Annotated in this window: 11 protein-coding genes; 4 read left to right on the plus strand and 7 right to left on the minus strand. The window is 63.2% G+C overall.

Annotated elements, in window-relative coordinates; translation table 11 throughout:
* Positions 1-91: 91 nt before the first annotated feature.
* Positions 92-874, plus strand: coding sequence for a DeoR/GlpR family DNA-binding transcription regulator (locus SLW74_RS09090; protein WP_192133764.1), 783 nt, complete (start codon positions 92-94; stop codon positions 872-874).
* On the opposite strand, the gene SLW74_RS09095 is transcribed toward SLW74_RS09090, so the two are convergent.
* From SLW74_RS09095 to SLW74_RS09110, 4 genes are all read right to left on the minus strand, one after another.
* A complete protein-coding gene (locus SLW74_RS09095; protein WP_296309860.1) occupies positions 852-2363 on the minus strand; it encodes a diguanylate cyclase in 1512 nt (503 codons plus the stop codon). The two genes, SLW74_RS09090 and SLW74_RS09095, sit on opposite strands and share 23 nt — an antisense overlap.
* 383 nt (positions 2364-2746) lie before the next feature.
* Entirely contained in the window at positions 2747-4072 is a 1326-nt protein-coding gene (locus SLW74_RS09100; protein WP_296309862.1) for an MFS transporter, read from the minus strand.
* A gap of 193 nt (positions 4073-4265) precedes the next feature.
* Complete coding sequence (locus SLW74_RS09105) at positions 4266-5819, minus strand: UxaA family hydrolase (protein WP_410928813.1); 1554 nt, start codon at positions 5817-5819, stop codon at positions 4266-4268.
* Between the two features lie 239 nt (positions 5820-6058).
* Positions 6059-6961, minus strand: a complete 903-nt coding sequence (locus tag SLW74_RS09110) for a LysR family transcriptional regulator (RefSeq protein ID WP_410928667.1) — start codon at positions 6959-6961, stop codon at positions 6059-6061.
* A 256-nt stretch (positions 6962-7217) separates the two neighbouring features.
* Here SLW74_RS09110 and SLW74_RS09115 point away from each other — a divergent pair, with 256 nt between their 5' ends.
* The 3 genes from SLW74_RS09115 to SLW74_RS09125 all read left to right on the plus strand — a co-directional run bounded on the left by SLW74_RS09115 (position 7218) and on the right by SLW74_RS09125 (position 9561).
* Entirely contained in the window at positions 7218-8528 is a 1311-nt protein-coding gene (locus tag SLW74_RS09115; protein ID WP_410928668.1) for an L-fuconate dehydratase, read from the plus strand.
* Between the two features lie 245 nt (positions 8529-8773).
* On the plus strand, positions 8774-9214 hold the full coding sequence (locus SLW74_RS09120) for a YidH family protein (protein WP_410928669.1): 441 nt from the start codon (positions 8774-8776) through the stop codon (positions 9212-9214).
* Positions 9211-9561, plus strand: a complete 351-nt coding sequence (locus tag SLW74_RS09125) for a DUF202 domain-containing protein (protein ID WP_410928670.1) — start codon at positions 9211-9213, stop codon at positions 9559-9561. Before SLW74_RS09120 ends, SLW74_RS09125 begins: the two co-directional genes overlap by 4 nt.
* A 174-nt stretch (positions 9562-9735) precedes the next feature.
* Here the strand turns inward: SLW74_RS09125 and SLW74_RS09130 are convergent, their stop codons facing one another.
* The 3 genes from SLW74_RS09130 to SLW74_RS09140 all read right to left on the minus strand — a co-directional run bounded on the left by SLW74_RS09130 (position 9736) and on the right by SLW74_RS09140 (position 13253).
* Positions 9736-11331, minus strand: coding sequence for a gamma-glutamyltransferase family protein (locus SLW74_RS09130; protein ID WP_410928671.1), 1596 nt, complete (start codon positions 11329-11331; stop codon positions 9736-9738).
* A 69-nt stretch (positions 11332-11400) separates the two neighbouring features.
* Positions 11401-12309 (minus strand): ABC transporter permease, encoded by a 909-nt coding sequence (locus tag SLW74_RS09135; protein ID WP_410928672.1) that lies wholly within the window; start codon positions 12307-12309, stop codon positions 11401-11403.
* Positions 12309-13253 (minus strand): ABC transporter permease, encoded by a 945-nt coding sequence (locus SLW74_RS09140; RefSeq protein ID WP_037011865.1) that lies wholly within the window; start codon positions 13251-13253, stop codon positions 12309-12311. Before SLW74_RS09140 ends, SLW74_RS09135 begins: the two co-directional genes overlap by 1 nt.
* Positions 13254-13293 lie beyond the last annotated feature (40 nt).

Raw genomic sequence — 13293 nt, forward strand, 5'->3', positions numbered from 1 at the left:
CTTCTCAAATCGCCGCCACATTGACTTTGCCAATGGCGTCGCCGCATGATCCTGCTCGTTTCTGATCGATTCAGCCCTTTACCGAGGCCTCATGTCTGCCAACCCTGAAGCATTTCCCGGCGAGCGTCAGCGTTTGATCTCCGAGCGTCTGGCCGTGCACGGTAGGGTGATCGCCGCGGACCTGGCGGCCGAATTCAATGTGTCCGAGCATTCCATTCGTCGTGATCTGGGCGCGCTGGCGGCTGCCGGATTGTGCAAACGCGTGTACGGCGGGGCGATTTCGTTGGCGTCGGACGGGCCGCTGGCCATGCGTGTCGAGCATGAGCCCGGGCGCAAGCGTCAGTTGGGTATCGCGGCGGCGGGATTGATCAGCGCCGGGCAGCACGTGTTTATCGACGGCGGCTCGACCAATCTGGCCATCGCCAAAGCCCTTGATCCTCACATGCCGTTGACCGTCACCACGAACGCGCCGCTGATCGCCGTCGAGCTGATGAAGCTGCCGTCGGTGGAGGTGATTTTGCTGGGCGGGCGCTTGAGTCCCGTCGCCGGTAGCACCTACGGCTTCACCACCATTCAGCAACTGGCCCACTTCAATTTCGATCTGTGCTTTCTCGGCGCCTGTGCGCTGGACGCGCTGAAAGGCGTGACCGCGTTCGACATGGACGTCGCCGAGTTCAAGCGCGCCGTGGTGGCGCGCAGCGGTCAGGTGGCGGTGGCGGTGATTAACGAGAAGCTCTCCAGCATTGCGCATTACCAGGTCGCGCAGTGTGAGGAGGTGGGCGCGCTGGTGGTTGAATACGACGCGCCGGCCGACCGTCTGGAGCTGTTTCGCGGCAAGGTCGCGCAGATGGTTACGGCGCGGGCAGCGCACTGAGCAGCTTCGTCTCCTGCCAGGCCACAGTGCGATTGCGACCTTGGTGTTTGGCGGCGTACAGCGCCGCATCCGCCCGTTTGACGAAGTCTTCCAGGGTCTCGCATTCCTGCGCTTTACAGCCATACACCCCCAGACTGATGCTAACGATGCCGATCGGGTTGCCGTGGTGTTCAAGGGCTCGAGTGAGCACGGCCAGCCGGATTTTCTCCGCCAGGCTCACCGCGCCCTGCATATCGCTGTAGGGCAGGAAAACGGCCATTTCTTCCCCGCCGTAACGCACCGCCAGGTCGCCGGTACGATTGATGTTGCTGCGAATGCACTCGGCCACGGCGACAATGCATTTGTCGCCCGCGACGTGTCCGTAGTTGTCGTTGTAGCTCTTGAAAAAATCGATGTCGATCATGATCAGGCTCAGCGGATGCAAGTTCGGCTGCCCGTTGAGAAACTCCAGACCGAGAATCTCCTGAAAATGCCGACGATTGGCCAAGCCGGTCAGGCTGTCCTGCAGCGCGAGCTTTTCCAGCGAGTGGCTGGCAATGCGCAGCTGTGATTCGGCGTTGAGGCCGAAACGGATCTGCTGGAACAGCAACACGCCAAACAGCAGGTTGGCGACCACCACGCAGATGATGATCGCCAGCGAGCGCCAGGCGTATTGCCGCCACTCGTCGAGCACTTCGCGCTGGGACAGACCGGCGAGCACCACCATCGGGTAGCGGTCCAGTTTCTTGTAGCCGTACAGGCGCTGTTCGTGGTCGAGCATCGAGACGACGTTCGCCGTGCCTTCGTAGTGTTCGCGGACGTAAAGGCGGAACAATTCGCCGTCGCCAATGGAGGTACCGCGCACGTTTTGAATAAGCGGACGTCGTGCCAACACGGTCCCGTCGGCCATGGTCAGTGTGATGACGCCATGCTTGCCGATGTCGAAGCGCTCGAAGAACCGTTCGAAGTAATTCAGTTCGACGGTGGCCAGCACCACACCGGCGAAGTTGCCCATCTCATCGTCCACCCGTCGCGACACCGGGATGATCCAGTCACCCGTGGTGCGGCTCTGGATGGCGGGACCGACGTGGGGCAGGCTGCTGGCGATGGATTGATGGAACCGAAAATACTCACGGTCGGCATTGTTGGCGCCGGCCGGCATGTGGTTGAGGGAGGTGGCCGCCCAGTTGCCGTCCTTGTCGTAGATGAACAGGCCCTGGAGCTGTTCGACGCTGGCGGCAGTGGCGCGCAGATAATCGTGCATCCGCGAACCGCTGGCGGCGCCGAAACCGTCGAATGAAAGCCGCTCGACCACCGCGGACACGGCGATGTGTGCCTGATCGAAGGCGTCATCGGCGTGCTGCGCCATCGAGCGCGAAAGGTTGGCGACGTTGGTGTTGGCGATCTCCAGCTCGTGAATGCGCGTCTGGCGCAATTGCCAGACGGTGATGCTCGTGATGGATATGCACACCAACAAGGTAAACAGCCCCGCCAGCCACAATACGGGCATGCGTTTGAGTCGTCGGTTTCTGACGCCGAACTCCGATCCTTCTACCTGTCTCAAACCCCACCCTCGCTGACTGTCACGATTTCAGACCCGCCACTGTGACGAACAATCCACTCGTTCGGACACGCAGCATCGCAACAGCGACCCGTCTGAATCACAGCGTAGGACAAGTGCGGGATTTTGAAGGGAAATTTATGGCGTATAAATTCTGCGGGAGATGTGCTGCGGTGTGGGCGTGACGTTGTTATAGACCGGTGTGCGAGTTTGGCTGATGTTGACATGTGGAAGCGAGCAAGCTCGCTCCCACAGGCGTTGCGTTCGGCGGGCTACTGCAGCATTCCTGGGACCGGGTGCGAGGTCCCGGGAATCCGCTGAAGGAGCACCGATCAAACCCGACGCCCTTGCACCTCATCCAGATTCGCCTGCCAGTCCTTCTGCGCCGTGTTGGTGTGTTCGGGTATCGGCGCCTTGAGCAGCACAAAGTAGGCGACCGCCGAGAGCAACGCCACGATGGCGCTGACCGCAAAGGCCGTGGCGAAGGTGCCGGAATACTGCACGCTGAACCCGGTGACGATCGGCGCGATGGAGCCTGCGATGTAGCCGCCGAAATTCTGGATAGAACCCAGTGACGCCACGCGTTTGGTGTCGACTACGGTGTTGACCACCATCCACGCCGTGGCGCTGGACAGGTTGATGCCGAACAGCGCCAGGCAGAGCAGGGCGACGCAACCGCTCAGGCCGGTAACGAAGGTCAATGGCAGGGTGAAGACCGCAGCGAACACCAGCCCGCCGATCACTGTGTATTTGCGGCTGTTGAGCACACCGACGCCGCGCCTGACCAGCCGATCGCAGATGCGTCCGGCGGCGATGGTGCCAATCGCACCGAATACATAGGCGAACGACACCACCCAGGCGGTTTGATAGGGGTCAAGGCCGTGTTCGCGCTGGAAGTAGCCGGGCAGCCAGGTCAGGTGCAACCAGAGCATGTAGATGACGCCCATGAAACCGAGGAACGTGCCCCAGGTGCTGCGGTGCTTGAACAGGTCCAGCCAGCCGGCGAAGAACGAAGCCTTTGGCGCAGCATCGGCCTGAACCACCTGAACGGCCGGTTCACGGCCCTCAGCCGCCAGCGCCTTCAGGTACTGCGCGCGGCTTTTGTAGAACACCAGCCAGCACAGCGACAGGACGATGCCGAGCACACCGGTGATGATGAACATCCCGCGCCAGCTGAAGTTGACCATGAACAGCGTCAGCAGCGGCGGCGCCAGGCACGGCCCGATGCAGGTCGCCGACCAGACGATGCCCGTCGGGGTGCCGCGCTCGTGCTCCTCGAACCACTCGTTGAGGGTTTTGGCGGCTGACGGAAACATCGGTGCCTCGCCGATCCCCAGCAGTACGCGCAGGGCGAAGAAGCCGCTGAAGCTGTTGACGAAGCCCGATGCCGTCTGCGCGAGGGACCACACCATCAGCGCGCCGCCCAAGGCGATCTTGCTGCCGAGCTTGTCGATGATCATGCCCATCGGCAACTGCGCAAAGGCATAAGCCAGCGAGAACGCCGACAACAGAATGCCCATTTCCGAGGGGCTGATGAGCATGTCTTTCTGAATCGTCGTGTTGGCGATGGACAGCGCGCTGCGGTCCAGATAATTGACGATCCCGAACAGCATCAGGAAGACGATGGTGATCGTCTGGTAAGTCTTGAGGGATTTCATTGCGCACCTTTTTTATTGTTGTGGGGCTTGACGGCTTCGTTCGTGTAGGACCGGCTTCAGTCGGGAAGGGGCCGGTTTGGGCACCATCCATGTTGCCGTGTGACGCTGGAAAAGCTTCCCGGCTAAAGCCGGTCCCACTGAAACCCAGACAGCTTCCCGGCTGAAGCCGGTCCTACCAAGGCAGCCTGTCCTGTCAGGTCACCGCACCGATGTGCCACGGCACAAATTCGTTTTGCCCATAACCGTGTTGTTCGCTTTTGCTGCGGGCGCCGGAGGCAATGTCCAGCATCATCTGGAACACGTACGCGCCGCGTTCTTCGATTGTCGTCGTGCCGTCGGCGATGCCCCCACAATTCACGTCCATGTCTTCCTGCTGAAATTCGAATACGCGGTTATTTGTCGCCAGCTTGATCGACGGCGTCGGCGCGCAACCGTAGGCGGAACCGCGACCGGTAGTGAATGCAATCAGGTTGGCGCCGCCGGCCACTTGCCCCGTGGCAGAGACCGGGTCGTAGCCCGGCGTGTCCATGAACACCAGGCCCTGGGCGCGGACGGCTTCGGCGTATTCATACACGCCCATCAGGTTGGTCGAGCCGGCCTTGGCCACCGCGCCCAGGGACTTCTCCAGAATGGTCGTCAGCCCGCCGGCCTTGTTCCCGGCGGACGGGTTGTTGTTCAGCTCGGCGTTCATGCGCTGGCAGTAGTCTTCCCACCAGTGAATGCGCTGAACGAGCTTTTCGCCGATGGCCTGACTGGCCGCCCGCCGCGTCAGCAAATGCTCGGCGCCGTAAATCTCCGGGGTCTCCGACAGAATCGCCGTGCCGCCCGCCGCCACCAGCCGATCCACCGCATTGCCCAGCGCCGGGTTGGCGGTGATGCCGGAGTAGCCGTCGGAGCCGCCACATTGCAGGCCGACGATCAGGTGCCGGGCGCTGACGGTCTCGCGGGTGACCCGGTTGGCCTGGGGCAGCAGCGATTGCACCTGAGTGATGCCGCTGGCGATGGTCTTCGACGTGCCGCCGGTGCCCTGAATGGTGAAGGCGCGCAGTTGGTCACTGGCTTTCAGGCCCTGGCTGTCGAGCATGTCCTGAATCTGGTTGGTCTCGCAGCCCAGGCCCACCACCAGCACCGCCGCAAAGTTCGGGTGCACGGCGTAACCTGCCAGGGTGCGGCGCAGCAGGTCGATGGCCTCGCCCTTGGAATCGATGGCGCAGCCCGAACCGTGGGTCAGCGCGACCACGCCGTCGATGTTCGGGTAGTCCGCGAGTGCCTCGGGGAAGATATCGCGGCGGAAACGGTCGGCGATGGCCCGGGCCACGGTGGCCGAGCAGTTCACCGAGGTGAGAATGCCAATGTAATTGCGCGTCGCGACACGGCCGTCGGCGCGCACGATGCCCTGAAAGAACGCCTCGGTTTTCGGCGTTTCGTGGGCATCGACGCCAAAGGCGTAGTCACGGGAGAAGTCGCCCATCTCGACGTTGTGCACATGCACATGCTGCCCGGCCTCGATGGGCTGTGAAGCGAAGCCGATGATCTGGCCGTAACGCCGCAGCGGCTGACCCTGCTCGACCCGAACCGCCGCGACCTTGTGCCCGGAAGGAATCGGCTGCGAGACGGTGACGTTTTCTTCGTCCAAGTGCGTGCCTTCGTTGAGCGCCTGGCGAGCGATCAGCACGTTATCGAGGGGATTCAGGCGGATGAACAGCGCGCTGCTGTCGAACGCAGGCGTTTTGGCGATGAGTTCCATGCGGCCTCTCATGACGGTGGCGGCCTGCATCAGCGGGGCGAGACGACGGCTTGCGTCGGAGATCGGCACCGTGGCTGGCCGGTTATTGTTATTCACGACCTCTCAAGCAGCCGCCCCGTAAGTGCGGACGTTGCCGGCCGATTTTCAGCCACTCTATGAAGCCGGTGGGTAATTTCCCAATGAAAGGTTTCGATTGAGCGATAACGCAGGGTTATCGATTCGTCCGACCGTCTGCGACTTTAGAAACGTGAGCTCAGGAAAGCGAGCAGTGCCTTCACCGCTGCCGACATCGGCCGGGCTTTCGACGTCATCAGGCCAAGATTGGCCATGCTCAACGGCAACTCCACCGGCAGAATGGCGACCATGCCGTAGCGGGCGTAGTGCCGGGCGACGTCATTGGGTACCACGGCGATCATGTCCGAGGATTCCAGCATCGAGGTGGTCGCCAGAATCGAACGGGTTTCGATGATGTCCAGGGGCTCAATCAATTGCGCTGCCTGCAATGCGTTCTCAACCTGGCGCCGCATGGGGCTGCCGATGGGGTGAAGGATCCAGGTCAGCGGCGCCAGCTCCGTCAGGGTCAGGTTGCTGTGGTTCACCAGAGGGTGCTGCGGCCGGGCGATGATGCGCATGCATTCGCCTTGTTCGAACAGCTGAATATCGAGGCTCTGGCCGTCGAGCTGATCGGGCAGCCGGCCCAGCACCACATCGAAATCGCCGCGAATCAGTGCCGGTATCAATTCATCGCTGGTGCCGACTTCCAGGGCGATGCGCACTTTCGGGTGCGCGGCCTTGAACGCCAGCACGCCGCGGGTCAGCAGCGTCGGCACCGGGCCCATCACCGTGCCGATGCGCACCATCCCCGTGGACCCGCGTGCCAGCTCGGCCAGCTGCGCTTCGGCGTATTCGAACTCATGCAGCGCGCCCTGGGCGTAGCGAATCATCACCTCGCCGGACAGCGTCGGCTGCATGCCGCGCGGCAAGCGTTCGAACAGTTGCACGCCAAGGCGCTCTTCCATCTGTTGCAACAACAGGCTGGCGGCCGGCTGGGTGGTGTGAATGGCGGCGGCAGCTTTGCGCAGATTGCCCAGTTCGCCCAACGCGTTGAGCAACGCGATCTGCCGGCTGGAGATTTTCAGCATCGGGAAAGGGCCAGGCAGATCGGGGGAGGGTGGTGAATCTGACATATCGGATTTGATATCGATGATTAGGATTTGGCGATTATGCCTGTATCGCAAACCGTCCTACAGTCGCATGTCCCTGTGGGAGTGACCGGGGTGGCGTTCCACCTTGCTCGTGAAGGCGTCTTACCTGCTACGAATTTGCCTGATACGCCGCTTTCGCGAGCAAGCTCGCTCCCACCCCCGTCCATCTTGCTACCCATAACAAGAGTCCACCATGCAGATCACGTCCATTTCCGTCCGCGACATCCGCTTTCCCACCTCCCTGTCCCTCGACGGTTCCGACGCAATGAACAGCGCGCCGGACTATTCCGCTGCCTATGTCGTGCTGCACACCGATTCACCGGACGGGCTGGAAGGCCACGGCCTGACGTTCACCATCGGGCGGGGCAATGAGATCTGCGCCGCCGCGATTCACTCCCTGGCGCCCTGCGTGGTGGGGCTGAGCCTGGAATCGATCACTGCGGACATGGGCGCGTTCTGGCACACCATCACGGCCGGCGACAGCCAATTGCGCTGGTTGGGGCCGGAAAAAGGCGTGATCCATCTGGCCACCGCCGCGCTGGTCAATTCGGTGTGGGACCTGTGGGCCAAGGTCGAGGGCAAGCCGGTCTGGAAGTTGCTGGCCGACATGACCCCTGAGCAGTTGGTCAAGTGCCTGGACTTCAGCTACGTCACCGACGCCATCACTCCCGAAGAAGCCATCGCGTTGCTCCGTCGCCAAGTGCCGGGCAAAGCGAAGCGCGAGGCGCAGATGCGGGAGGAGGGCTATCCGGGCTACACCACCGCGCCGGGCTGGCTGGGTTATTCGGAAGAGAAGATGCGCCGGCTGGCCCGCGAAGCCGTGGCCGAAGGCTGGACCCACATCAAGCAGAAGATCGGTGCGGACATCGAAGAAGACCTGCGCCGCGCCGCGATCCTGCGGGACGAACTGGGCTGGGAACGCACCCTGATGATGGACGCCAATCAGGTCTGGAGCGTCGAGCAGTCGATCAGCAACATGCGCCGTCTGGCGGCGTTCGAGCCCTGGTGGATCGAAGAACCGACCCACCCCGACGACATCCTCGGTCACGCGACGATCCGCCAGCGCATCGCGCCGATTGGCGTGGCCACCGGTGAGCATTGCCACAACCGGGTGATGTTTAAACAGATGTTCCAGGCCGGCGCGCTGGATTTCTGCCAGCTCGATGCGGCACGGCTGGGTGGGCTGAACGAGGTGCTGATCGTGCTGCTGATGGCCGCGAAGTTCGACATCCCGGTATGCCCCCACGGTGGCGGGGTCGGGTTGTGCGAATACGTGCAGAACATTTCGCTGTTCGATTACATCGCCGTGTCCGGCTCCCTGGACAAACGCGTGCTGGAATACGTCGATCACCTGCACGAGCATTTCCTCGATCCGGTGGTCATCCGCCGCGGCCGCTACATGCCCCCGCAACGGCCGGGGTACAGCATCGAAATGCACGCCGAAACGCTGGAGCGCTATCAGTATCCCGATGGCGCAGTGTGGGTGGACTTGGCGAACCGATAATCCGACTGTAGGAGCGTGGCTTGTCCCGCGATCGGCGGGGAACCCGTCGTGACCCGCCCAACGCGTTTTTCCAGGCACAGCGCGTTGCCAGGATTTACGGGGACTGCGTCCCCGATCGCGGGGCAAGCCACGCTCCTACAGGTTATGCACGTTGCGGCAACAGGCAACCCCATGTCGCTGTGGACACGGGCCTTTCCCGGGCATGACCGGTATGATCCGTCGCATCTACCCGACCACGGTGCGACATGAATCCCCCCGAGCCCGGCAACGTCATTCCTCCCGCCACTCCTTCCGCAAGCGCCCCCGTCACGCCGCCGGAGCGTGATCGCCTGTCGGCTTCGCTGCTCGGCGGCGGCTGCGAGCCTGACCCGCGCTTCACCCTCGCCAATGAACGCACGTTTCTTGCGTGGATCCGCACGGCATTGGCGTTCCTGGCGGGCGGCATCGCGGTCGAAGCCTTCACCAGTGACGTGTTCAGCCCCGGCCTGCGTCGGGCTGTGGCGCTGTCGTTGCTGGTGCTGGCCTTGTTGGTGAGCGCCAGTGCCTGTGTGCGCTGGCTGAAAGTCGAACGGGCGATGCGTCAACGCAAGCCGCTGCCGTTGCCGGTGCTGGTGCCGATTCTGTCGATGGGGGGCGCGTTGGTGGCGGCGGGGCTGATCGTCTTTCTGATTTACGGCGCGTCGTGAACCGGCGCGGTCATGCCGTGTCGTCGACGCCATTGCGCCACGACGATCCCGGTCTGCAGCCCGAACGCACACTGCTGGCCTGGCGCCGGACGCTGCTGACGTTGATCGGGGTGTGCATTCTGTTTTTGCGCTGGATTCCGCCGTTTGGGTGGGTGGCGCTGCTGCCGGTCATTTTTTCGTTGATGGCGGGCCTCCTGATCCAGATCGGCCTCAACGCGCGCTACCGCAAAAGCGCCCGGGGCATCACCCACGAGCGCATTCCGCCGCCATTGCGTGAAGTGGCGGTGCTGGGTTGCACAGTGATGGTGTTGAGTCTGGTGGGGATTGTTGCGGTGGTGTCTGGCTGAATCAGGGAGTGAATCGAATGAATTCGTGTAAACGGTAAAGGGGACTCGGTAGAGGGGACTGATTTATTTACAGCGCTTCACCGTAAATTAATCTGTCCCCGGTGGATCAAGACATTGTGGCTCAGCAGGACCTGTCTCTTCCCGGCTGAAGCCGGTCCTACAATGCCGGGTGACTCAATACGCCGCCACCAGCCCGTCTTTCCTCGGATCGGTCCCGCCCACATATCCATGGGCCGTGCGCTGGATGATCTGCGCGCCGCCGAAGGCAAACACGCCGCTGGGGTCTTCCACTTCCACGTCGTGGCCCTTGGCGCGCAGCGCTTCGATCACCTGCGGATCAAACGAGCGCTCCACCGCAACCTTCAGCCCGGACTCAATACGCCAGCGCGGCGCGTCGGCGGCGGCCTGGGGGTTCTGCTTGTAGCGCAGGATGCGCAGCATCATCTGCAAATGCCCCTGCGCCTGCATCGGCCCGCCCATCAGGCCGAAGGACATCAGCGGCGTGCCGTCGGCGTTCATCACAAAGCCCGGAATGATGGTGTGAAACGGCCGCTTGCCCGGTGCCACGGTGTTGACGTGATCCGCGTCCAGGGTAAAACCCGCCCCACGATTCTGCAGGCTGATGCCCGTGCCCGGCACCACCACACCGGAACCAAAACCCATGTAGTTCGACTGGATGAACGAGACCATCATGCCGCTCTCGTCCGCCGCCGACAGGTACACCGTGCCGCCGGCCTTGGGCGCACCGTGCAGCGGGTCTTGTGCCTGTTCGCCGACCAACGCCGCGCGGTCGCGCAGGTAGGCCGGGTCCAGCATGTGTTCAGCGGCGACGCGCATGTGGTCGTTGTCGGCGACGTGCTGGTTGAGATCGGCCAGCGCCAGCTTCATCGCTTCCAGCACCGGGTGCACGGTCTCGACGCTGTCCACCGGCTGCTCGCCCACGCCCAGCGCTTCAAGGATGCCCAGACCCGCCAGCGTGGCGATGCCCTGACCATTCGGCGGCAGCTCGTGGACCACGGCGCCGGCGTACGGCACCGACAAAGTATCGATCCAGTCCACCCGATGGTTCGCCAGATCCTCAAGGCTCATGACGCTGCCATTGGCGTTGGCGTGAGTGATCATCGCTTCGGCCAGTTCGCCGCGATAGAACGCCTCGCCCTTAGTTTCGGCAATCAGCTCAAGCGTCTTAGCGTGATCCTTGAGCGTGACTTTCTCCCCGGCCTTCGGCGCTTTGCCGCCTTGCAGGAAGCACTCGGCAAAGCCGGGTTGATCCTTCAACAGCCCGGCGCCACGCCGCCACAGTTCGGCAATGATCGGCGTCACCTGATAACCGTCCCGCGCATAGCCGATGGCGGGTGCGGCGAGGGTGGCGAAGGGCAGCTTGCCGTAGCGCTCGGACAACGCGACCCAGGCCGATACCGCGCCCGGCACCGTCACCGAGGCCCAGCCGCGCTGGGGCATTTCCGGCTGACCGGCAAAATGCTCCGGCGTCCAGGCGTTCGGCGAGCGGCCCGAGGCGTTGAGGCCCTGCAACGTCTTGCCGTCCCAGACGATGGCGAACGCGTCGCTGCCGATGCCGCAACCGGTGGGTTCGACCACGGTCAGCACCATGGCGGCGGCGATGGCGGCGTCAACGGCGTTGCCGCCCTGACGCAGCATGTCCAGCCCGGCTTGGGCGGCCAGCGGTTGCGAGCAGGCGACCATGTTGTTGCCCATCACCGGCGAGCGGGCGGACGCGTAGGGTTGGCTGTAATCCAGATCATCGAACATGCAGTCGTTCTCTTCTTGGCAGTTGATCGGTTATAGAGGCGCAGCTTCGGCGTATAAGCGCGAGCGCCGTCAGCTTTTCGGATCGAGGGCATCACGCAGCCCGTCGCCCAGCAGGTTGAAACACAGCACCGTGATGTAGATCGCCACGCCGGGGGCGATGGACATCCACGGCGCCTGTTCCATGAAGTTCTTCGCGGTGTTGAGCATCGAGCCCCAGGACGGCGAGGGCGGTTGCTGGCCCAGACCGAGGAACGACAGGCTCGCTTCCGCCAGAATCGCCGAAGCGATGGTCAGCGTCGCTTGCACCACCAGCGGCGAGAGCACGTTCGGCAGCACGTAGCGCAGGATGATCCAGCGGTCCGGCAGGCCGATGGCACGGGCGCCTTCCAGGTAATCTTCGTGACGGATCGCCAGCACCTGACCGCGGGTCAGGCGCGAGAAAATCGGCATCGCCGACAGCCCGATGGCAATCATGGCGTTACTCAGGCTCGGGCCGAGAAACGCGCCCAGGGCAATCGCCAGCACCAGAAACGGACACGACAGCAGCGCTTCCATGATGCGTGAAATCACCGCGTCGAGCTTGCCGCCGAAGTAACCGGCCAACAGGCCCAGCGGCACGCCGATGACCATGGCAATCGCCACCGAAACCCCGCCGGCCAGCAACGAACTGCGCGCACCCCAGAGCAGGCGGGAGAACAGGTCGCGGCCCAGCTCGTCGGTGCCCAGCCAGTAGATCAGCGACGGCGCCTTGCGCACGGCAAGGAAGTTGGCTTTAAGCGGATCATGGGGCGCAATCCACGGCGCCAGCAGCGCGGCGAGAATGAAGACGATCAGCACCACCGCGCCGACCACCGCGCCCTTGTTGGCGAGGAATTTCTTCACGAACGGCGAGCGGGTGCGCGGCCGCAGCGGCTCTCTCAACGGCGCCTGGGACGGCGTATTCAGCGGCGCCGAAGGATGGGTCGCAATCGAAGTCATCAGGCAGTCCTCAGACGCGGATTGATCAGGCGATAGAGCACGTCCGCCAGCAGATTCAGCAGCAGAAAGCCGATCGCAACGCACAGCACCACGCCTTGCACCACGGCGTAATCACGGTTGAACACGGCATCGACAATCATTTTGCCGAAGCCGGGAATGCTGAAGACCTGCTCGGTCAGCACCGCGCCGCCAAGCAATTCGCCAAACAGCAGCGTGGTGAGCGTGACGATGGGCATCAGCGCGTTGCGCAGGGCGTGCTTCAAGATCACCGTGCGCGGGAACAGACCTTTGGCCCGTGCCGTGCGCACGTAGTCGGCGCGCAGCACTTCGAGCATCGCGCTGCGGGTGTGGCGCATCAGCACGCCAGAGAGCCCGGCGCCCAGCACGAAGGCCGGCAGGATCAGGGTTTTCAGGTTCTGCCCGACGTCTTCACCCAGCGGCACAAAGCCCGAGGCCGGCAGCCACTGCAGCTTCACGGCGAAGATCATGATCAACAGAATTCCCAGCCAGAAGTGCGGAATCGAGATCCCCGACAGGGCAAACACGTTGGCCGCGTAGTCCACCGACGTGCCCTTGCGCACCGCCGAGATCACCCCCGTCGGAATGCCGATCACCAGCGCGATGATCAGCGCCAGCACCGCCAGTTCGATGGTCACCGGCAGCTTTGAGGCCAGCAGCACGGTCACCGGTTGCTCGGTGCGCAACGAGGTGCCGAAGTCGCCCTGCAGGACATTGCCGACCCAGTGCACGTACTGCAGCGGCAGCGGGTCGTTGAGCCGGTATTTCTCGCGCAGGTATTCCATCACCGCGGGGTCGCGCTCTTCACCCGCCATGGCCTGCACCGGATCACCGGGCAGCAGCTTTTGCAGGGTGAAGACGAACAGCGAAACCAGGATCAGCGTCGGAATGGCACTGAGCAGGCGTCGCAGGATGAATGTCAGCATGACGAATCCTCGCGGCCGAAGCGGTTGTCCACGGGCGCCG

Source organism: Pseudomonas sp. W5-36 (assembly GCF_046540455.1).
In the GTDB taxonomy this organism is placed as follows: domain Bacteria; phylum Pseudomonadota; class Gammaproteobacteria; order Pseudomonadales; family Pseudomonadaceae; genus Aquipseudomonas; species Aquipseudomonas graminis_B.